Source organism: Citrobacter sp. Cf132, assembly GCF_030333885.1.
In the GTDB taxonomy this organism is placed as follows: domain Bacteria; phylum Pseudomonadota; class Gammaproteobacteria; order Enterobacterales; family Enterobacteriaceae; genus Citrobacter; species Citrobacter freundii.
This window is the reverse complement of sequence record NZ_JAOWFA010000051.1, coordinates 77,347-97,759: the sequence shown is the minus strand read 5'-3', so window position 1 is coordinate 97,759 and position 20,413 is coordinate 77,347. Positions and strand designations below refer to the sequence as shown.

Sequence of the window (20,413 nt, the reverse complement as noted above, 5' to 3'; positions counted from 1 at the left end):
CTCTAACGCTACGGGCAAGGACATTTTGTAATAAAAATCATTCGCGCGCTTCACCTTTAACTCTTAATGTTGTATTTATAATGCAACTTATAAAAAGGAGACAGGCCAATGAGCGCGACTGAAAAAGCGGGTCATACATTTTTAGCCAGCCTGGGCAAAACCCGTCTGCGTCCGGGCGGCGTTGAAGCAACAGAATGGTTGTTTAGCCAGTCACAGCTGACGCCCGGCAGCCAGGTGCTTGAAGTGGCGTGCAACATGGCCACGACGGCGATAGAGTTAGTTCAACGCTATGGCTGTAAGGTATACGCCATTGATATGGATAAAACCGCACTGTCAAACGCAAGGAATAACGTGGCGGAAAATGGTCTGGAAAATCACATTCATGTGATGGCGGCAAACGCCAACACTCTTCCTTTTGCGGATAACAGTTTCGATGTTGTGATTAACGAAGCCATGCTGACAATGTATGCCGATAAAGCGAAGGCGAAGTTAATTGCCGAATATTATCGCGTGTTAAAGCCCGGTGGGCGTCTGCTCACCCACGATATTATGTTCACCGCCCAAAAACTGGGCGCGGGCGATCAGGGCCTGCTTGTCGATGTGGTGAAATCAAACGTTAGCCCAATGACCAGACAAGGCTGGCGTGATTTGTTTCTTAACTGCGGGTTCGAACAGGTTTTGCAGCAGAATGGCAACATGTCGCTGATGTCACCGCGCGGATTAATTCGTGATGAAGGGCTTACAGGGGCAGTTAAAATTGTGTTTAACGGCTTACGCACGAGCGAAAATCGTCGTCGGTTCCTGAAAATGTTTCGCTTCTTCCGTTCGCAACGTCATCAGCTAAACTACATTGCCTGCTGCTCTGTTAAGGGAAAATAAAAACAGGATGGGGCACTATTTATAAAATCAGTCAGCACATCTACGCGCTGACTGATTTGTTTAGGTTAATTGTTACTGGTCGTACTTTGCTTATGAAACAGTTCGCGAAATACCGGGTAAATATCATCCTGGTCGCGGATATGCTGCATCGCAAAGTTATCAAAGGTTGATTGCAGATGTTCGTATTCACGCCATAAGGTTTGGTGGGCGCGACGAGTGATTTCGATATAGCTGTAATAGCGTACCACTGGCAGCAGCTTTTTCGCCAAAATCTCATGACACAGCGGTGAATCATCTGCCCAGTTATCACCGTCCGATGCCTGTGCAGCATAGATGTTCCACTGGGCAGGGTTGTAGCGATCTTTCACCACTTCATCCATTAACTTCAGTGCACTGGAGACAATGGTCCCCCCGGTTTCCTGAGAGTAGAAGAACTCATGTTCATCCACTTCTTTCGCCTGGGTATGGTGGCGAATATAAACCACCTCCACGTTCTTATAGGTCCGGCTTAAGAACAGATACAGCAGGATATAAAAACGTTTAGCCATATCTTTGGTCGACTGATCCATCGAACCAGAGACGTCCATCAGGCAGAACATCACCGCCTGGCTGGAAGGGTCGGGGCGTTTTTCATAATTTTTGTAGCGTAAATCAAAGGTGTCGATAAATGGCACGCGTTCGATTTTTGCCCGCAGTTCGGCAATCTCTTTGCGTAACCGTTCCTCTTCCAGCAACTGCGCTGGTTCGCTTTTCGCGATGGTTTCCAGATCCGCTTCGAGAGCATGCAGTTCGCGACGCTTACCCGCTGTCATCGCCGTACGGCGCGCCAGTGAGTTTTGCAGGGATCGCACCACGCTAATGTTGGCAGGCACACCGTTAGAGGTAAAACCTGCCCGGTGTGTTTTATACTCCGTTAGCTGACGCTGCTGATTCTGCTTCAGGTTAGGAAGTGCTAAATCTTCGAACAACAGATCAAGATATTCATCTTTAGAGATCTGAAAGACGAACTCATCCTGACCCTCACCATCCTGGCTGGCCTGGCCTTGTCCACTTCCTGAACCGCCACCGCCGCCCTGTGGGCGTTCAATGCGGTCATTCTGCACAAAATGGTCGTTACCCGGATGTACGCGATGGCGCAGGCCACCACGTCCCTGATGAAACATTGGTTCGCTAATATCATCAGTCGGAATAGAGACAGATTCGCCGCTATCCACATCAGTCACCGAACGCTTGTTAATGGCCTCGGAGATCGACTGTTTAATTTGCGATTTATAACGGCGTAAGAAGCGCTGGCGGTTTACCGTGCTCTTGTTTTTGCCGTTAAGACGCCGGTCAATAAACCAGGTCATAAGCCCCCCGTACTGCCAACTGTTCGCCATGTCTGTAAGTGCCGGATGGCGCTGTCGCTGTCCGGCCTACGGAACATTGTTTTGCAAGCCCGGTAAGCGCATGCGCCACCGGGCACTTATGTTAAGACGATTTACGTACGCGCAAATACCATTCGCACAGTAAACGCACTTGTTTACGCGTGTAGCCTTTTTCCATCATACGGTCGACAAAATCGTCGTGTTTTTTCTGCTCGTCAGTCGAGGTTTTAGCATTGAACGAAATGACCGGCAGCAGCTCCTCGGTATTGGAGAACATTTTCTTCTCAATAACCGTGCGTAGTTTTTCGTAACTGGTCCAGTTTGGATTGCGACCGCTGTTATTCGCTCTGGCACGCAGAACAAAGTTGACGATCTCGTTACGGAAATCTTTCGGGTTACTGATACCCGCCGGCTTCTCAATTTTCTCCAGTTCTGAGTTCAGTGACTCGCGATCAAACAGCTGCCCGGTATCTGGATCGCGATACTCCTGATCCTGAATCCAGAAATCCGCATAAGTGACATAACGGTCGAAAATGTTCTGTCCGTATTCGGAATAGGATTCGAGATAAGCTGTCTGGATCTCCTTGCCGATGAATTCAGCATATTTCGGGATCAGATAGCCTTTCAGGAACTCAAGATAACGCTCAGCTTGCTCCTGCGGGAACTGTTCACGCTCGATTTGCTGCTCCAGTACGTAGAACAGATGAACCGGGTTAGCTGCCACTTCAGCATGGTCAAAGTTAAATACGCGAGAGAGGATCTTAAACGCGAAACGCGTGGACAGACCGTTCATTCCCTCATCAACCCCGGCGTAATCACGATACTCCTGATAGGATTTCGCTTTTGGATCGGTATCTTTCAGGCTTTCGCCATCGTAAACGCGCATCTTCGAGTAAATGCTCGAGTTCTCAGGTTCTTTCAGGCGAGAAAGAATGGTAAAGCGAGAGAGCGTTTCCAACGTGCCCGGTGCGCAAGGCGCATGGGTCAGCTCACTGTGGTTAAGCAGTTTTTCGTAAATTTTGATCTCTTCAGAGATCCGCAGGCAATAAGGCACTTTGACGATGTAAACACGGTCAAGGAACGCCTCATTGTTTTTGTTATTACGGAACGTTACCCATTCAGACTCGTTCGAGTGGGCAAGAATAATCCCGTTAAACGGCAGGGCGGAGATACCTTCTGTCCCGTTGTAGTTTCCTTCCTGGGTGGCGGTCAGCAGAGGATGCAGCACTTTAATCGGTGCTTTAAACATCTCAACGAACTCCATAATCCCCTGGTTTGAGCGGCACAGTGCGCCCGAATAACCGTAGGCATCAGGATCGTTCTGGGCGTGGTGTTCGAGTTTACGAATATCCACTTTCCCGACCAGCGCAGAAATATCCTGGTTGTTTTCATCACCAGGCTCCGTTTTAGCGATAGCGATCTGCTCCAGAATAGACGGCCAGACTTTGACGACGCGGAATTTTGTAATGTCCCCGCCAAAATCATGCAGACGTTTAGCAGCCCACGGCGACATGATCGTACCGAGATAACGACGCGGGATCCCATACTCTTTTTCCAGGATCTGCGCGTCTTCCTGCGGATTAAACAGGCATAACGGATGATCGTTGACCGGGCTACGTTCGCCATTGGCGCTCAGGACATAAATCGGTACTCGTTGCATCAGCGACTTCAGCCGCTCAGCAAGAGATGATTTCCCCCCTCCCACAGGCCCCAGCAGATACAGAATCTGCTTCTTCTCTTCCAGACCTTGAGCCGCATGCTTCAAATAAGAAACAATCTGCTCAATGGCGTCTTCCATGCCGTAAAACTCTTCAAAAGCGGGATAGCGTGCAATTACCCGATTCGAAAAGAGTCGAGAAAGTCGAGGTTCATGGGCAGTGTCAACCATGACAGGCTCACCAATAGCCATTAATAGCCGCTCTGCCGCGTTGGCATAAGCACTGCGATCTTGCCGACAAGTGGTAAGAAACTCCTGCAGCGTGAACTCTTCGTCCTTGGCAGCTTCATAACGCTGGCGATAGTGATCGAATATATTCATGGTATGCCGTCCTTTCGTTTTTTAGCACATGTTAAGAGCCGTTCATATGAATAGTAGAGGCCCCTGAAGAGGTAAACTGAACGACGTCGCTGCTGAAGAAATAAGCAACTCTCATGCCATTTTAGTGGTCAGGAGATCAACGTATTCGGTGATACACCTTCTAAAATTAAGCGTAGATGGCATTTGCAAAACTTGCCTGTGTGCGCAAATGAATTTCAATGGCATATCAATAACTCATCAGCAAAAAAAGCACATCTTATGTAAAGAATTGGAGCGGGATTCATGCGGTGTTCACCGTGCTGCAAGCAAAATGTCATCACTCGCTGAGAAATTAGGGGGTTACATTCTGGGGTGAATACGTAAAATAGTTGGGCTGAAGCGTATTGGCGGTTACACTTTGACCGCTACACATTTGAATAAGGAATTATGGATTGTGACCAAACTCAAACTTCTGGCACTTGGCGTCCTTGCCGCAACCGCAGTTAGCACCGCACAGGCGGAAAGTCAGTGGACTGTTGGCGCGGGTGTTGGTGTGATTAACAGCCCGTACAAACAGTATGACCGCGATGTTTACCCTGTTCCGGTTGTCACCTATGAAGGCGATAATGTGTGGTTCCGCGGCTTGGGTGGCGGTTACTATTTGTGGAATGATACGGCAGATAAGCTTTCCATCATGGCGTACTATGATCCGACGCATTTCAAGCCGGGTGATAGCGATAGCCATGCTTTACGCCAACTCGACAAGCGTAAAAGCAGCTTGATGGCTGGTCTATCATATGTACATAACACCCAGTATGGTTTCCTGCGTACCGCACTGGCGGGTGATACCCTGGATAACAGCAACGGCTTTATCTGGGATCTGGCCTGGCTCTACCGTTACACCAATGGTGGTCTGACCCTGACGCCGGGTATCGGTGTGCAGTACAGCAGCGAAAACTACAACGACTACTATTATGGTGTGTCCAATCACGAGTCTCGCCGCAGTGGTCTGAATAGCTACAACGCTGACGATGGATGGGATCCGTACCTGGAGTTGACCGCGAGCTATAACTTCCTTGGCAACTGGAACGTGTACGGCACTGGCCGTTATGTGCGTTTGAGTGATGAAGTGAAAGACAGCCCGATGGTCGATAAGTCCTGGTCTGGCATCTTCTCGGTAGGTGTGACCTACAAGTTCTGATACTACTCGGTGTCAAACTCAAGCCCGCGCGATATGCGGGCTTTTTTACGTCATTAAAATTAAGACAACCCCCAGATCATGATGGTGCAATTTGTGCACCCTAACAGGACACATGCACGTTGTTTTGCTTTACTGTGGTGCATTAACACAGGAGGGTGCGATGACAGCGAAACAGGTGACGTTTACAGACCAGGTATCGCTTCCTGCTATTGGGCAGGGAACATGGTACATGGGCGAGGATCCAAGCCGACGCCGGGATGAAGTGTCTGCGCTGCAGGCCGGACTGGATCTCGGTCTGCGATTGATTGATACCGCAGAAATGTACGCTGATGGTGCAGCGGAAGAGGTGGTGGGTGAAGCATTAATGGGACGGCGTGATAGCGCTTTTTTAGTCTCGAAAGTTTACCCATGGAATGCCGGTGGACAGAAAGCCATTGCCGCCTGCGAAGCCAGCCTGCGTCGACTGAAAACTGATTATCTGGATCTCTATTTGCTGCACTGGATGGGCGATTTTTCATTTGCAGAGACCGTCGATGCCATGGAAACACTGATTGCGCAGGGGAAAATCCGCCGTTGGGGCGTCTCAAATCTCGATTATGATGATATGCAGGCGTTATGGCAGGTACCCGGTGGACGGGAGTGTGCAACTAACCAGGTGCTTTATCATTTAGCCTCGCGCGGTATTGAATATGATTTACTGCCGTGGTGCCAGCAGCAGCAGATGCCGGTCATGGCATACAGTCCGCTGGCCCAGGCGGGACGACTGCGTGGCGATTTGCTTTCTAATTCAGTGGTGAATGACATTGCGCGCGTGCACAATGTTAGTGCTGCACAGATTTTGCTGGCGTGGGTGATTCGTCAGTCGGGTGTAATAGCAATTCCGAAAGCCGCAAGCGTAGCGCATGTCGAACAAAATGCCGCCGCGCTGGAGATAACGCTCTCTGTGGATGAACTGAAGCAGTTAGATAAGGTATGTCCGGCGCCAAAAGGTAAAACAGCGCTGGATATGGCCTGATTTGCCAAATGACGATGCTCACGCAGCTTATCAGGCCAACGGCTGTGTGTGGTTTGTAGGCCGGATAAGGCGTTAGCCGCATCCGGCATGATGCGCAGAGTTGTCTTAGCGTTTAGCAACACGAATAGTCTGCGCGAGGCGAGATGGTTTTTCTTCGGTGGTTTTCTGCGGAGCGGTCGCGTAAGCCGTTTCTACACAAACAAACGTTTTGTAGCCATCATCCGGCATGTCGCCCATACTGACGGACAGCGCCGGGCCAGGGTTCCAGCCCACGACATTCAGGTGGTGGTGATGGACAACGTCGATATTGCGATTCAACGCATCATCATGAATCACGCTGCACGCTTCCGGATTCAGATAGACACGATCGGTGCGGTCCGGGAAGGTCTGGATACCATCAGCCAGCACATCTTCTTTAGCATCATTCACTTTATCGATCAGGCGATCGCCGAGACCACTAACTTTCACTGCCGCAATGTCACCAACGTTGAAATAGGTATGCAGTGCCGAGGTGGTTTCAAACTCACCGTGAGCTTCCAGCTCCATCTCACAGGTGGCTCCCACTTTGAAACGGGCCAGCAGGCAAAACTCGTGCGGCCAAAGCTGACGGGTTTCGGCATTGCTCTGCAGTTCAAACGTCAACACCACGCCATTGTCGTCTTCGTTGTGCGCTTTCAGCGTCCATGGCAAGTTACGGGCAAAACCATGCGAAGGCAGGCCCTGCTTAGCAGCCGGACCAAACCACGGCCAGCAAATTGGTACGCCGCCACGCAGTGCTACGCCGGTTTTAAACGGGGTATTGTTGCTTAACCACAGGACTTCCTCTTCGCCGTTTGGTTTCCAGGAAAGAAGATGTGCGCCCTGTAGCGCGAAAGACGCTTTAACCTGGGGGTGATCGACAACAAGAACCTCAAGCTCATCAAGCTGACGGCGGGAGAGGACAGGGGTAAGCTGTTCAATGACCGGGAGAGCGAAAATTTTGTTAATCATGATGCAATCCTTGGTATGTGAATATTTTGGTCATAAAAAAAGGCGACCGAAGTCGCCTTTTTGGATCAGATACTCATCTCAACTTATTTGGAGATGTGAGCAATCAGGTCCAGAACTTTGTTAGAGTAGCCGGTTTCGTTGTCGTACCAGGATACCAGTTTCACGAAGTTGTCGTTCAGTGCGATACCAGCTTTAGCATCGAACACGGAAGTGCAAACTTCACCGTTGAAATCGGTAGATACTACGTCGTCTTCGGTGTAACCCAGAACGCCTTTCATCGGGCCTTCGGAAGCAGCTTTGATTGCTTTCTTAATTTCTTCGTAAGAAGCAGCTTTTTCCAGACGAACGGTCAGGTCAACAACGGATACGTTCGGGGTAGGAACGCGGAACGCCATACCAGTCAGTTTGCCGTTCAGTTCTGGCAGTACTTTACCTACAGCTTTAGCAGCACCGGTAGAGGACGGGATGATGTTCTGGGATGCGCCGCGGCCGCCGCGCCAGTCTTTGTGAGACGGGCCATCAACGGTTTTCTGAGTAGCGGTGGTCGCGTGAACAGTAGTCATCAGACCTTCGATGATGCCGAAGTTGTCGTTGATAACTTTAGCCAGCGGAGCCAGGCAGTTAGTGGTGCAGGATGCGTTAGAAACGATGTCCTGACCTTCGTATTTGTCAAAGTTAGCGCCTTTAACAAACATCGGAGTGTTATCTTTGGACGGACCAGTCAGAACCACTTTTTTCGCGCCAGCAGTGATGTGCTTACGAGCGGTTTCATCTGTCAGGAACAGGCCAGTCGCTTCAGCTACTACGTCAACACCAACTTCGTCCCATTTCAGGTTAGCCGGATCACGTTCAGCGGTAACACGGATTTTTTTACCGTTTACGATCAGATGACCGTCTTTCACTTCAACGGTACCGTTGAAACGGCCGTGAGTGGAGTCATATTTCAGCATGTAAGCCATGTAGTCAGCGTCTAACAGGTCGTTGATTGCAACGATCTCGATGTCAGAGCGTTCTTGAGCAGCACGGAAAACAATGCGACCGATACGGCCAAAACCGTTGATACCTACTTTGATAGTCATATATTCCACCAGCTATTTGTTAGTGAATAAAAGGTTGCCTGTAAAATTACAAAAACCTTACGCAGCGTCAAGCGGAATCGTGTCAATCATTGCGACAAATCAATCTGCTGCCTAAGCTTTGCGCAACTGACTCGCCTCACTCTTCCTTTGGGCTTGAAACCACATGGGGTCGGCGGCCCGAATTTTAAAGGGCAATCAAGATAAAAACGTGATTCTGATCACGAATTGCAGGCTGCCATTTCGCAAGGATCAAGTTTAGAACAAAAGTTCGCACTCCGGTGTTAATGTTTTGTTAGAATCTGTCTCGCGATGTGAGTTTAGATAAAGCGAGATGTGAGCAAATGGCTAATCAACCTTCTCCAGAAGAACTGAAAAAAAATTTAACCGAAATGCAGTTCTACGTGACGCAGAATCACGGGACAGAACCGCCATTTACCGGGCGTTTGCTGCATAACAAGCGTGACGGCATCTACCACTGTCTGATCTGCGATAAACCGCTATTTCGTTCCGAGACAAAATATGACTCTGGCTGCGGCTGGCCCAGCTTTTACGAGCCTGTCAGCGATGAGGCTATCCATTACATAAAAGATACGTCACACGGCATGCAGCGCTTAGAAATCCGCTGCGGAAACTGTGATGCGCACCTGGGACACGTCTTCCCGGATGGTCCGAAACCTACCGGTGAACGGTACTGCGTTAACTCAGCGTCTTTGAACTTCACCGATAGTGAAAACGGTGAGCAAACCAAGGGTTGAAGAAACGATTCAGCAAATTATTCTACGGAGAGTGGATTTAACATGAATCTTGATGAGATGATCAACAGTATGACGCCGGAAGTTTATCAGCGCTTATCGACTGCCGTTGAGCTCGGAAAATGGCCGGATGGCGTAGCGCTAACGGCAGAACAAAAAGAGAACAGCTTACAGCTGGTAATGTTATGGCAGGCGCGAAACAATATTGACGCGCAGCATATGACGATTGATACCAACGGTGAGATGGTGATGAAGAGCAAGCAGCAGTTGAAGGTTGAGTTTGGTATTACGCCCGAACCGATTGCGACGTTTAAATCCTGATTAACCTGGCCCGGCAAACACAAACATCGGTGTCGGGCCCGCAGTTGCTGTTATTTCTTGTTCATCATCGCCTTCAGGTCGGCAAACGGATTGTATTTCGCCTCGCCGACGTCTTTCTGCGCATCTTCCCCTGCCACTACGGTAGAACCATACTGATCCACCTCAGTGTATTTCGAATGCTCATGATCGTGACAGTACAGGCATAACATCTCCCAGTTGCTACCGTCTTCCGGGTTATTGGAGTGATCGTGATCGATGTGATGTACTGTCAGCTCGCGCAAATTTGAATACACGAACTCACGGGAACAACGTCCACAAACCCAAGGGAAGAGCTTTAGCGCCTTTTCCCGATATCCGACTTCCAGACGGGCGTAATTTTTAGGGATAAAAGCCATAAAAGCGCATGCCTCCAGTAGAAAATGAAGAGCTGCGCCAAAGGTTGACGCAGCAGAATGGGCTAATCATAACCTATTGTGCCAGGCGTTGGGATCAGTGTTTGATGCCTAACGAATCGGCTAACTGCTTCGCCAACTGGTTTTGGTCATCTGCACCGTATTCCCAGAACATGGCGCCTCCCAATCCTTTACTTTTGATGTAGTCGGCTTTGATCGCCACCGAACGCGGATTTTCATAGGAGAGGGCAAAAAGTGCTTTTCCATCTGCAGACTGCACCGACAGCCACGGCACTTTCGCTTCATCATCCCAATGTTGGCTAAAGCGTTTTTGCGGATCGTTGATCAACTTCGCCACGATATCGTTGTACTTCACGTAGGTATCTTTGCTCAGGTCGACGCCCAGTGATTTGAACAACTCAATTTGCGCAGGCTCGAAATAGGGCTGGGTAACAGGATTTTTCTGCGCGTCAGGTTTGCTCCAGTCAATGCCTGGTTCAACGGCGCGTTTTGGTACGCGTCCATAAAAGCCAATGCCCAGATTCATTTGGCTCGGTTTCAGACCGGCAGCAAGATAGTTACTGACCACAAAATCGGCGCTGTACTTATCCGCCGCGGCGACCGTCGGCCATTGCGTCGAATCATACAGGTTCGAGTTAAAATACTGGGTGCCGTAAGCCATGTCATAGGTCATCAGGTTGATGTAGTCGAGCGATGGTGCAATGGCTTTTACATCTACCCAGCTTTTCGGACTTTCTGCATTTGCGCCCACGGCGATGGTCAGCAGTTTTTTATGCCCCAATGCGGCCCGCAGTTCTGTTAGCAGCGCGGTAAAGTTAGCGCGGTCAGCCGGTTGGCTTTCGACCAGTCCCCAGGCGCCGTTAACCGGATATTCCCAGTCGAGATCGATGCCATCCAGACCATATTTCGCAATTATCTCTTGCGCAGACTGAATAAACACTGCGCGCGTATCCTTCGTTGCCGCCGCACCAGAGAATCCACGCGCTCCCCAGCCGCCGACGGAAAGTAACACTTTCAGGTTTGGATTTTGTTTACGCAGCTGTGGAATTTTCAGCAAATCATCCTGCACTTTCTGTGAAAGCCAAATTTGATGCAGTTTGCTGGCGTCTTTTAAGGCGTCATTGGTCTCGTCTTTTTCGTTGTTGTAGACAAGGCCAAACGAATAGTTGAGATGGGTTATCTGGCGAACATCCAGTTTATTGATGTCGCCGCCAGGACCGGCAGTGACGTCGCCACCGCCATTAAAGTAGCCAACTGACATCAGTGTATTGGCGGAAACAACGCTGGCGCAGAGCAGGGGTAATGCTGCCAACAAAGGCAATAGTTTCATCGGTGTTCCTCTTTGACATTTAAACAAGTAAACACGCCACGGAAATGGCGTGGCGAAAAAAACAGCATCCGCAGGTTAACAGTTTCATAACAGGAAAAATGCGAAGGGGTTCACGCCATTTTAGCGAAGCGGCTGCCAGGTTCACTTGGTTTTCAATTCATCTTTGCATTTATTTGTGATCTTGGTTGTGAAATGCAGATAATAATCTGTGTTTTAAAGATTTGATGTTGACCTCAAAAATTATATGGATAAGTATGATTGTCACTGATGCAAAACTGAACACAAAGGAAAATTCAATGAAAGCACTGGCAAGATTTGGCAAGGCCTTTGGCGGCTATAAGATGATTGATGTACCGGAACCGGTTTGTGGCCCGGATGACATCGTGATTGAAATCAAAGCGGCGGCTATCTGCGGCGCGGACATGAAACACTACAATGTTGATAGCGGTTCTGATCAATTTAACTCCATCCGCGGCCATGAGTTCGCCGGTAAAATTGTCCGCGTTGGCGACAAAGTTAAGGACTGGAAAGTCGGTCAGCGGGTGGTTTCTGACAATAGTGGACATGTCTGCGGTGTTTGCCCGGCCTGCGAACAAGGCGATTTTCTGTGTTGTACAGAAAAAGTGAACTTAGGTCTCGACAATAACACATGGGGCGGAGGGTTCTCTAAATATTGCCTGGTGCCGGGGGAAATCCTCAAAATTCACCGCCATGCGCTGTGGGAAATCCCACAAGGCGTTGATTATGAAGAAGCGGCGGTGCTGGATCCTATCTGTAACGCCTACAAATCTATTGCTCAGCAATCCAAATTCCTTCCCGGCCAGGACGTCGTGGTTTTCGGCACCGGCCCATTAGGGCTCTTTTCCGTGCAAATGGCGCGCATCATGGGGGCCGTAAATATCGTAATGGTCGGGCTGGAAGAGGACGTTGCCGTACGCTTCCCGATCGCCAAAGAGCTGGGGGCGACAGCTGTCGTTAACGGTTCGACCGAAGATGTGGTTGCACGCTGCCAGGAAATCTGCGGTAAAGACAATCTGGGGCTAGTCATTGAATGCTCTGGTGCCAATATCGCTCTGAAACAATCGATCGAAATGCTGCGCCCGAATGGTGAAGTCGTTCGCGTCGGCATGGGCTTTAAACCTCTCGATTTCTCCATCAACGACATCACCGCGTGGAACAAAAGCATCATTGGTCATATGGCCTACGATTCTACATCCTGGCGCAACGCCATACGCCTGCTGGCCAGCGGAGCGATCAAGGTCAAACCGATGATCACTCACCGTATCGGCCTGTCGCAATGGCGCGAAGGATTTGACGCCATGGTCAATAAAACCGCGATTAAAGTCATCATGACTTACGACTTTGATGAATAACATGTTTATTAAAAGGACGTTATCGCATGGAACAAATAGCAAAACCGCACTGCGGCGCCAGACTGGACAGGCTACCTGACTGTCGCTGGCATACGTCAATGTTTGCGATGGTTGCCTTCGGATTACTGGTTTGCTGGAGTAATGCCGTCGGCGGATTAATTCTCGCGCAGTTAAAAGAACTTGGCTGGACTGATAATTCCACCACCGCCACGTTCTCTGCCATTACGACGGCTGGAATGTTTCTCGGCGCGCTCGGTGGGGGAATTATTGGCGATAAAATCGGGCGTAAAAACGCATTTATTCTATATGAAGCGATTCATATTATTTCTATGATCGTGGGTGCGTTTTCACCCAATATGACCTTTCTGATCGCCTGCCGTTTTGTAATGGGAGTTGGATTAGGCGCGCTGTTAGTGACCTTATTTGCCGGGTTTACCGAATATATGCCTGGCAGAAATCGTGGTACATGGTCGAGTCGGGTCTCGTTTATCGGCAACTGGTCTTATCCACTCTGTTCGCTGATTGCGATGGGGCTGACGCCACTTATCAGCGCGGAATGGAACTGGCGCGTACAGTTGTTGATTCCTGCGGTGCTGTCGCTCATAGCAACGGTTATTGCCTGGCGCAGTTTCCCTGAGTCGCCTCGCTGGCTGGAGTCTCGCGGGCGCTACCAGGAAGCCGAAAAGGTGATGCGGGCAATTGAGGAAGGTGTCATTCGACAGACCGGTAGGCCGCTGCCACCAGTCGTAATAGATGATGATGGCAAACAACCGTGTTCTGTTCCGTACTCCGCATTATTAACAGGGGTGTTACTGAAGCGGGTTATTTTGGGTTCCTTTGTTCTGATTGCCATGAACGTCGTCCAGTACACCTTAATTAATTGGCTACCGACAATATTTATGACGCAGGGCATTAATCTGAAAGACTCCATTGTCTTAAATACCATGAGTATGTTCGGCGCACCGTTTGGGATTTTTATCGCCATGCTGGTAATGGATAAAATTCCGAGAAAGACCATGGGTGTAGGGTTATTAGTGTTAATTGCCGTGCTGGGATATATCTATTCACTGCAAACCAGCATGCTGCTGATTACGCTAATTGGTTTCTTCCTGATTACTTTTGTCTATATGTACGTTTGCTATGCCTCGGCAGTCTATGTTCCGGAAATATGGCCAACCGAAGCGAAACTCCGCGGTTCTGGTCTGGCGAATGCAGTAGGGCGTATCAGTGGTATCGCTGCGCCTTATGCGGTCGCGGTATTGCTTAACGGTTATGGAGTGACGGGTGTATTTGTACTGCTGGGTGCGGTCTCCATTATTGTCGCTGTCGCCATTGCTACCATCGGAATTGAAACCAAAGGCGTCTCTGTCGAAAGTCTCGGTATTGATGCAGTTACCAGCAAATAATATTGATGGGAAATAAAATGAAAAATTCAAAAGCGATATTAAAAACGCCGGGCACGATGAAAATTATTGCCGCCGATATCCCGGTGCCAAAAGAGCACGAAGTGCTGATTAAAGTGGAATACGTTGGAATTTGTGGGTCAGATGTTCATGGTTTTGAATCGGGTCCTTTTATTCCGCCGAAAGATCCCAATCAGGAAATTGGTCTGGGGCATGAATGCGCCGGTACGGTGGTGGCAGTAGGGAACCGTGTGACTAAATTTAAACCCGGCGACCGGGTGAATATCGAACCGGGCGTGCCGTGCGGTCACTGCCGCTACTGCCTGGAAGGGAAATACAACATCTGCCCTGATGTTGACTTTATGGCCACGCAGCCTAATTATCGCGGCGCGCTAACCCACTATCTGTGCCATCCGGAGAGCTTCACTTACAAGTTGCCCGATAATATGGACACCATGGAAGGCGCGCTGGTAGAGCCCGCGGCGGTAGGGATGCATGCCGCAATGCTGGCGGACGTTAAACCGGGCAAGAAAATCGTCATTCTGGGGGCGGGCTGTATTGGTTTAATGACCCTGCAAGCCTGTAAATGTTTGGGTGCTACCGACATTGCGGTGGTTGATGTCCTGGAAAAGCGTCTGACCATGGCCGAGCAACTTGGCGCGACGACCGTGATCAACGGGGCGAAAGAGGACACCGTTGTCCGCTGCCAGCAGTTCTCCGGAGATATGGGGGCCGATATTGTTTTTGAAACCGCAGGTTCAGCGATCACTGTTAAGCAGGCTCCATATCTGGTAATGCGCGGCGGGAAAATCATGATCGTGGGTACTGTACCTGGTGATTCAGCGATTAATTTCCTCAAAATTAACCGTGAAGTGTCTATTCAGACCGTTTTCCGTTATGCCAACCGCTACCCGGTCACGATTGAAGCCATCTCCTCAGGGCGTTTTGATGTGAAGTCGATGGTGACGCATATTTACGATTATGAAGATGTTCAGCGCGCGTTTGATGAATCCGTTAATAACAAATGTGAAATTATCAAAGGCGTTATTAAAGTAAATTATTAATCTATTGAAATGGGAGAAATAACCATGCTGGCAGATATTAAATATTGGGAAAATGATGCTCAAAATAAACATTATGCAATTGCCCACTTTAACGTGTGGAATGCGGAAATGTTAATGGGAGTGATTGATGCGGCGGAAGAATCTAAATCGCCGGTAATTATCTCCTTCGGTACCGGCTTTGTGGGTAATACCTCGTTTGAAGATTTTTCGCATATGATGGTTTCTATGGCGAAAAAAGCCTCGGTGCCGGTTATTACCCACTGGGATCACGGACGCAGCATGGAGATAATCCATAACGCATGGGCCCACGGCATGAATTCACTGATGCGTGATGCTTCCGCTTTTGATTTCGAGGAGAATATTCGCCTGACCAAAGAGGCGGTCGATTTCTTCCACCCGCTGGGTATTCCCATCGAAGCAGAGCTGGGCCATGTGGGTAATGAAACGGTCTACGAAGAGGCGCTGGCGGGTTATCACTACACTGACCCAAGCCAGGCGGCTGAGTTTGTCGAGCGTACCGGCTGTGACTCGCTGGCGGTAGCGATTGGTAACCAGCACGGCGTCTACACCTCCGAACCGAAACTGAACTTTGACGTGGTTAAACGCGTGCGTCAGGCGGTATCCGTTCCGCTGGTGCTGCACGGCGCGTCCGGCATTAGCGATGCGGATATCAAAAAAGCCATTTCATTAGGCATTTCGAAAATCAATATTCACACCGAACTGTGCCAGGCCGCGATGGTGGCGGTGCAGGAGAACCAGGGCCAGCCGTTCCTGCACGTTGAACGTGAAGTACGTAAAGCCGTAAAAGAGCGCGCGCTGGAGAAAATCAAATTGTTTGGTTCAGACGGTAAAGCGGAATGACAATATGGATAATATCGAGGTTATTTGTATAGGGGCGGCAATTGTTGATATTCCTTTGCAACCAGTGAGTAAAAATATCTTTGATGTTGACTCTTATCCATTAGAACGAATAGCTATGACCACGGGAGGTGACGCTATTAATGAGGCGACGATTATTTCTCGCCTCGGCCATCGCACGGCGTTAATTGGCCGGGTAGGTGACGATGCTGCGGGGCATTTTATTGTCGACCACTGCCGTCAGGAGAATATTGATATTATAAGCCTGAAGCAGGATGCTGATATTGATACTTCCATTAACGTGGGTTTAGTCACCGCTGATGGTGAACGCACCTTTGTGACTAACCGTAACGGCAGCTTATGGAAACTGAATATAAACGATGTTGATTTTGACCGTTTCTCTCAAGCAAAGCTGCTGTCGCTGGCGAGTATTTTTAATAGCCCGTTGTTGGATGGCGATGCACTGACGGCAATTTTCACGCAGGCGAAAGCGCATAAGCTCATTATCTGCGCGGATATGATTAAACCGCGACTGAATGAAACGCTGGACGATATCCGTGAAGCGCTGAGCTACGTGGATTATCTGTTTCCCAATTTTGAAGAGGCAAAACTGCTCACTGGGAAAGAGACGCTGGATGAGATTGCCGACAGTTTTCTGAACTGTGGCGTGAAAACCGTCGTGATTAAGACCGGCAAGAGAGGCTGTTTTATCAAGCGTGTTGACATGAAAATGGAGGTCCCGGCGGTGTCAGGAATTACCGCCATCGACACCATCGGCGCGGGGGATAACTTTGCTTCAGGATTTATCTCCGCGCTGCTAGAAGGCAAACCGCTTCGTGACTGCGCGCTGTTTGCTAATGCAACGGCGGCAATATCGGTACTGAGCGTGGGTGCCACGACGGGTGTGAAGAACAGAAAGCTGGTTGAACAACTTCTTGACGAATACGAAGGGTAATAGCGGCAGATGAAAATGATTCCTTTAGGAAGTACGGATATTACGCTTTCCCGCATGGGATTAGGCACATGGGCTATTGGCGGTGGTCCGGCATGGAATGGCGATCTCGATCTGCAGATTTGTATCGATACCATTGTTGAGGCGTATCGCTGCGGTATCAATCTGATTGATACCGCGCCAGGCTACAACTTTGGCAACAGTGAAGTGATTGTCGGTCAGGCGCTGAAAAAGCTGCCGCGCAGCGAGGTAGTGGTTGAAACCAAATGCGGCATCGTCTGGGAGCGAACAGGCAGCCTGTTTAACAAAGTGGGCGATCGCCAGCTGTATAAAAACCTTACGCCTGAGTCTATTCGCGAAGAGGTTGATGCCAGCCTGCAAAGATTGGGCATCGACAGTATTGATATCTATATGACCCACTGGCAGTCGGTCGAACCCTGTTTTACGCCGATTGCGGAAACCGTAGACACGCTGAACGCACTGAAAAAAGAGGGGAAAATCCGTTCGATTGGTGCGGCGAACGTCAATGCCGGGCATATCAGGGAGTATCTCAAACACGGTGAGCTGGATATTATCCAGGCTAAGTACAGCATTCTTGACCGGGCGCTGGAAGCTGAACTGCTGCCGCTATGCCAGCAGAATGGCATCATCGTGCAGGTCTATTCACCGCTTGAGCAGGGGTTGTTGACCGGTACTATCGCCCGAGATTATGTTCCTGGCGGCGCGCGGGCTAACAAGGTCTGGTTTCAGCGGGAAAATATGCTGCGGGTGATTGATATGCTAGGGCAGTGGCAGCCGCTGTGTGAAAAATACCGCTGCACAATCCCCGCACTAGCTCTGGCGTGGATTTTAAAGCAAAGCGATTTGATCACCTTACTGAGTGGCGCAACCGCACCTGAACAGGTTCGCGAGAATGTCGAGGCGTTAACCATTCCCCTGACAGATGATGATTCATTATTGATGAGGCGAATGGCGGAAGCGTTGGATATAAATTAATTCAGATAGGATTGACCTCTGTTTCTGTGTAAAAGAGTATTAAAATCTGTGATTCAGACATGTTCTTTTGAAAATAAATATAGCCTGTGAGATACTAGGGTCTTATTATTACTTTGCAGGAAACAGAGGTATCATCGTGGCGGCAAAAGACAGGATTCAGGCCATTAAGCAAATGGTGGCTAACGATAAGAAAGTGGTGGTATCTAATTTAAGTTCAATCTTTCAGGTGACTGAGGAAACGATTCGCCGCGATCTTGAAAAACTGGAAGATGAAGGTTTTTTGACCCGAACATATGGTGGTGCAGTGCTCAATACCACCGCGTTGTCCGACAATATTCATTTTTATAAGCGTGCAAAATCTTTCTTCGAAGAAAAGCAGATCATTGCACGTAATGCATTACCGTTTATTAAAAATAAGACCACAATGGCTGCCGACTCCAGCAGTACCGCGATGGAATTATTAAAGCTGTTGAAGGAAAGAAACGATCTGACGTTGCTTACCAATTCGGCTGAAGCATTTCATGAGCTGGCGCAGTCAGAAATTAACGTGGTTTCTACTGGCGGTGAGCTGAATAAGAATACGCTGTCGCTGCAGGGAAGAATCACCAAGGAGATTATCAGCCGCTATCATGTTGATATCATGGTGATGAGCTGCAAAGGTTTGGATATGCAGAGTGGGGCGCTTGATTCTAATGAAGCAGAAGCGGAAATCAAAAAAACCATGATCCGCCAGGCGACTGAGGTGGCCCTGTTAGTTGATCACTCAAAGTTTGATCGTAAAGCTTTCGTTCAGCTCGTGGATTTTAGCCATATTAATTACCTAATAACCAATAAGGCACCGGGTGCAGAGTGGATTGCATTTTGCAAAGAGAATAATATTCAACTCGTTTATTAACTATAGCGAGGGTTGTGTAGATATTATTTTAGTTTGCACCTGGGAAATGCCATAAGAATCTAATGATGATGGATGGCGCGGCAAAATTGCTTCTGCCGCGATCGCCATACTTTCTATTTAGCTGAATTTGAGGCATCCAGATGGAACAATGTGACCCTATCGGCGCAAGATTAGATCGCTTACCTTTATCTCGATTTCATTTTCGTATTTTCGGTATTATTAGTTTTAGTTTGTTAATAACCGGTTTTCTCAGCTATTCCGGGAATGTGGTATTAGCAAAATTAGTCAACACTGGCTGGTCAAACAATTATCTAAATGCCGCGTTTACCTCAGCGCTGATGTTCGGCTACTTTATCGGTTCACTAGCTGGTGGCTTTATTGGTGATTATCTCGGTCGACGCAAAGCGTTCCGCATTAATTTGTTAATCGTCGGGGCCTCAGCCTGCGCTGCAACGTTTGTGCCCAACATGTACTGGCTTATCTTCTTCCGCTGTCTGATGGGGATTGGAATGGGGGCGCTAATTATGGTGGGCTATGCCTCATTTACAGAATTCATTCCACCCGCGGTACGTGGGAAATGGTCTGCCCGTCTGTCATTTGTCGGCAACTGGGCACCAATGCTATCTGCGGCAATTGGCGTCGTGATCATTGCACTTTTAAGCTGGCGGGTGATGTTTCTGCTCGGTGGCATGGCAATGCTGTTGGCCTGGTATCTGTCAGGAAAATACTATATTGAATCCCCACGTTGGCTGGCTGGTAAAGGGAAGAGAAGCGAAGCTGAAAAACATCTTATGCAGGTTGAATCGCAAATTGAGCTAGAAAAAAACATCACTTTACCATCCTGCCGGAACGAATGCCCGTCGGCGGATTTAAGCACGGCAAGTGGTTCATTTTGGCTATTGTTTAAGGGGCCAATGTTGCGCTGTACACTGGTGGCGATCACGGTGCTTATCGCAATGAATATTTCGCTCTACACCATTACGGTATGGATCCCGACTATATTTGTTAATTCGGGAATCGATGTAACGAAATCCATATTTATGACCGCGATAATTATGATTGGCGCGCCAGTTGGGATATTTATTGCCGCGTTAATTATCGATCGCTTTCCACGGCGATTGTTTGGCTCATTCTTGTTGATTATTATCGCATTGCTCGGGTATTTCTATTCACTTCAAACTGAAGAGTGGGCCATTCTGAGCTACGGGCTGGTGATGATTTTTTTTCTGTATATGTATGTCTGCTTTGCCTCTGCAGTTTATGTCCCAGAACTATGGCCCACGCACCTAAGATTGAGAGGATCAGGTTTTGTTAATGCGGTGGGAAGGATTGTCGCTGTGTTTACGCCCTATGGCGTCGCTATTTTGTTGACCCGCTATGGATCCATTACGGTCTTTATCGTGTTAGGAGTAATGTTGGTTCTATGCGCGCTGATTCTTTTTTGTTTTGGCATCGAAACACGCAAAGTATCGCTGGAAGAGATTTCAGCGCTGGCCTGAGATAACGCG

At 48.9% G+C, this 20,413-nt stretch carries 19 protein-coding genes; 13 read left to right on the top strand and 6 right to left on the bottom strand.

Going from position 1 to position 20,413, the window contains the following annotated elements; all coding sequences use genetic code 11:
* Nucleotides 1-108 precede the first annotated feature (108 nt).
* Nucleotides 109-879 (top strand): class I SAM-dependent methyltransferase, encoded by a 771-nt coding sequence (locus OGV85_RS09230; RefSeq protein WP_061548492.1) that lies wholly within the window; start codon nucleotides 109-111, stop codon nucleotides 877-879.
* 65 nt (nucleotides 880-944) lie between these two features.
* On the opposite strand, the gene OGV85_RS09225 is transcribed toward OGV85_RS09230, so the two are convergent.
* Nucleotides 945-2,228, bottom strand: a complete 1,284-nt coding sequence (locus OGV85_RS09225; RefSeq protein WP_003030708.1) for a YeaH/YhbH family protein — start codon at nucleotides 2,226-2,228, stop codon at nucleotides 945-947.
* A 121-nt stretch (nucleotides 2,229-2,349) separates the two neighbouring features.
* Nucleotides 2,350-4,284, bottom strand: a complete 1,935-nt coding sequence (gene yeaG, locus OGV85_RS09220) for a protein kinase YeaG (protein ID WP_003030707.1) — start codon at nucleotides 4,282-4,284, stop codon at nucleotides 2,350-2,352.
* Between the two features lie 433 nt (nucleotides 4,285-4,717).
* On the opposite strand from yeaG, the gene OGV85_RS09215 reads away from it, so the two are divergent.
* Together OGV85_RS09215 and OGV85_RS09210 are read left to right on the top strand one after the other, a co-directional pair.
* Entirely contained in the window at nucleotides 4,718-5,464 is a 747-nt protein-coding gene (locus tag OGV85_RS09215) for a MipA/OmpV family protein (protein WP_003030706.1), read from the top strand.
* Between the two features lie 160 nt (nucleotides 5,465-5,624).
* Nucleotides 5,625-6,479 carry an aldo/keto reductase gene (locus OGV85_RS09210; RefSeq protein ID WP_061548491.1) on the top strand — a complete coding sequence of 285 codons (855 nt, stop codon included), beginning with the start codon at nucleotides 5,625-5,627 and terminating at the stop codon, nucleotides 6,477-6,479.
* A 105-nt stretch (nucleotides 6,480-6,584) separates the two neighbouring features.
* Here OGV85_RS09210 and OGV85_RS09205 read toward each other — a convergent pair whose 3' ends face one another.
* Together OGV85_RS09205 and gapA are read right to left on the bottom strand one after the other, a co-directional pair.
* Complete coding sequence (locus OGV85_RS09205) at nucleotides 6,585-7,469, bottom strand: D-hexose-6-phosphate mutarotase (protein ID WP_061548490.1); 885 nt, start codon at nucleotides 7,467-7,469, stop codon at nucleotides 6,585-6,587.
* An 83-nt stretch (nucleotides 7,470-7,552) separates the two neighbouring features.
* Nucleotides 7,553-8,548, bottom strand: a complete 996-nt coding sequence (gapA, locus tag OGV85_RS09200) for a glyceraldehyde-3-phosphate dehydrogenase (RefSeq protein ID WP_003030697.1) — start codon at nucleotides 8,546-8,548, stop codon at nucleotides 7,553-7,555.
* A 341-nt stretch (nucleotides 8,549-8,889) separates the two neighbouring features.
* Here gapA and msrB point away from each other — a divergent pair, with 341 nt between their 5' ends.
* The gene (msrB, locus tag OGV85_RS09195) at nucleotides 8,890-9,303 is read left to right on the top strand and encodes a peptide-methionine (R)-S-oxide reductase MsrB (protein WP_286553440.1); all 414 of its coding nucleotides are present in this window, start codon (nucleotides 8,890-8,892) and stop codon (nucleotides 9,301-9,303) included.
* A gap of 42 nt (nucleotides 9,304-9,345) precedes the next feature.
* Nucleotides 9,346-9,621, top strand: coding sequence for a YeaC family protein (locus OGV85_RS09190; protein WP_003030693.1), 276 nt, complete (start codon nucleotides 9,346-9,348; stop codon nucleotides 9,619-9,621).
* 50 nt (nucleotides 9,622-9,671) lie between these two features.
* On the opposite strand, the gene yajD is transcribed toward OGV85_RS09190, so the two are convergent.
* Both yajD and chiD read right to left on the bottom strand, forming a co-directional pair.
* The gene (gene yajD / locus OGV85_RS09185) at nucleotides 9,672-10,016 is read right to left on the bottom strand and encodes an HNH nuclease YajD (protein WP_003030690.1); all 345 of its coding nucleotides are present in this window, start codon (nucleotides 10,014-10,016) and stop codon (nucleotides 9,672-9,674) included.
* 94 nt (nucleotides 10,017-10,110) lie between these two features.
* On the bottom strand, nucleotides 10,111-11,364 hold the full coding sequence (gene chiD, locus OGV85_RS09180; protein ID WP_032949097.1) for a chitinase ChiD: 1,254 nt from the start codon (nucleotides 11,362-11,364) through the stop codon (nucleotides 10,111-10,113).
* Between the two features lie 296 nt (nucleotides 11,365-11,660).
* Here chiD and OGV85_RS09175 point away from each other — a divergent pair, with 296 nt between their 5' ends.
* From OGV85_RS09175 to OGV85_RS09140, 8 genes are all read left to right on the top strand, one after another.
* The gene (locus OGV85_RS09175) at nucleotides 11,661-12,737 is read left to right on the top strand and encodes a zinc-binding dehydrogenase (RefSeq protein ID WP_003030686.1); all 1,077 of its coding nucleotides are present in this window, start codon (nucleotides 11,661-11,663) and stop codon (nucleotides 12,735-12,737) included.
* Nucleotides 12,738-12,763: 26 nt separating this feature from the next.
* Complete coding sequence (locus tag OGV85_RS09170) at nucleotides 12,764-14,143, top strand: MFS transporter (RefSeq protein ID WP_032949099.1); 1,380 nt, start codon at nucleotides 12,764-12,766, stop codon at nucleotides 14,141-14,143.
* A gap of 17 nt (nucleotides 14,144-14,160) precedes the next feature.
* Complete coding sequence (locus OGV85_RS09165) at nucleotides 14,161-15,204, top strand: NAD(P)-dependent alcohol dehydrogenase (protein ID WP_003030683.1); 1,044 nt, start codon at nucleotides 14,161-14,163, stop codon at nucleotides 15,202-15,204.
* Nucleotides 15,205-15,228: 24 nt separating this feature from the next.
* Nucleotides 15,229-16,065: a ketose-bisphosphate aldolase gene (locus tag OGV85_RS09160; RefSeq protein WP_061548489.1), complete on the top strand. Its 837-nt coding sequence runs from the start codon at nucleotides 15,229-15,231 to the stop codon at nucleotides 16,063-16,065.
* A gap of 4 nt (nucleotides 16,066-16,069) precedes the next feature.
* A complete protein-coding gene (locus OGV85_RS09155) occupies nucleotides 16,070-17,017 on the top strand; it encodes a carbohydrate kinase family protein (RefSeq protein ID WP_061548488.1) in 948 nt (315 codons plus the stop codon).
* A gap of 9 nt (nucleotides 17,018-17,026) precedes the next feature.
* Nucleotides 17,027-18,010, top strand: coding sequence for an NADH-dependent methylglyoxal reductase (ydjG, locus tag OGV85_RS09150; protein WP_008320453.1), 984 nt, complete (start codon nucleotides 17,027-17,029; stop codon nucleotides 18,008-18,010).
* Nucleotides 18,011-18,146: 136 nt separating this feature from the next.
* Entirely contained in the window at nucleotides 18,147-18,905 is a 759-nt protein-coding gene (locus OGV85_RS09145) for a DeoR/GlpR family DNA-binding transcription regulator (RefSeq protein WP_003030679.1), read from the top strand.
* A 140-nt stretch (nucleotides 18,906-19,045) separates the two neighbouring features.
* Complete coding sequence (locus OGV85_RS09140; protein ID WP_032949100.1) at nucleotides 19,046-20,404, top strand: MFS transporter; 1,359 nt, start codon at nucleotides 19,046-19,048, stop codon at nucleotides 20,402-20,404.
* Nucleotides 20,405-20,413 lie beyond the last annotated feature (9 nt).

Coding starts and splice junctions, on each gene's coding strand:
- OGV85_RS09160 (WP_061548489.1), top strand. CDS start 15,229: ATGCTGGCAGATATTAAATATTGGGAAAATGATGCTCAAAATAAACAT.
- OGV85_RS09190 (WP_003030693.1), top strand. CDS start 9,346: ATGAATCTTGATGAGATGATCAACAGTATGACGCCGGAAGTTTATCAG.
- OGV85_RS09230 (WP_061548492.1), top strand. CDS start 109: ATGAGCGCGACTGAAAAAGCGGGTCATACATTTTTAGCCAGCCTGGGC.
- OGV85_RS09175 (WP_003030686.1), top strand. CDS start 11,661: ATGAAAGCACTGGCAAGATTTGGCAAGGCCTTTGGCGGCTATAAGATG.
- OGV85_RS09140 (WP_032949100.1), top strand. CDS start 19,046: ATGGAACAATGTGACCCTATCGGCGCAAGATTAGATCGCTTACCTTTA.
- OGV85_RS09205 (WP_061548490.1), bottom strand. CDS start 7,469: ATGATTAACAAAATTTTCGCTCTCCCGGTCATTGAACAGCTTACCCCT.
- OGV85_RS09225 (WP_003030708.1), bottom strand. CDS start 2,228: ATGACCTGGTTTATTGACCGGCGTCTTAACGGCAAAAACAAGAGCACG.
- yajD (WP_003030690.1), bottom strand. CDS start 10,016: ATGGCTTTTATCCCTAAAAATTACGCCCGTCTGGAAGTCGGATATCGG.
- OGV85_RS09210 (WP_061548491.1), top strand. CDS start 5,625: ATGACAGCGAAACAGGTGACGTTTACAGACCAGGTATCGCTTCCTGCT.
- yeaG (WP_003030707.1), bottom strand. CDS start 4,284: ATGAATATATTCGATCACTATCGCCAGCGTTATGAAGCTGCCAAGGAC.
- gapA (WP_003030697.1), bottom strand. CDS start 8,548: ATGACTATCAAAGTAGGTATCAACGGTTTTGGCCGTATCGGTCGCATT.
- OGV85_RS09170 (WP_032949099.1), top strand. CDS start 12,764: ATGGAACAAATAGCAAAACCGCACTGCGGCGCCAGACTGGACAGGCTA.
- msrB (WP_286553440.1), top strand. CDS start 8,890: ATGGCTAATCAACCTTCTCCAGAAGAACTGAAAAAAAATTTAACCGAA.
- OGV85_RS09165 (WP_003030683.1), top strand. CDS start 14,161: ATGAAAAATTCAAAAGCGATATTAAAAACGCCGGGCACGATGAAAATT.
- OGV85_RS09155 (WP_061548488.1), top strand. CDS start 16,070: ATGGATAATATCGAGGTTATTTGTATAGGGGCGGCAATTGTTGATATT.
- chiD (WP_032949097.1), bottom strand. CDS start 11,364: ATGAAACTATTGCCTTTGTTGGCAGCATTACCCCTGCTCTGCGCCAGC.
- ydjG (WP_008320453.1), top strand. CDS start 17,027: ATGAAAATGATTCCTTTAGGAAGTACGGATATTACGCTTTCCCGCATG.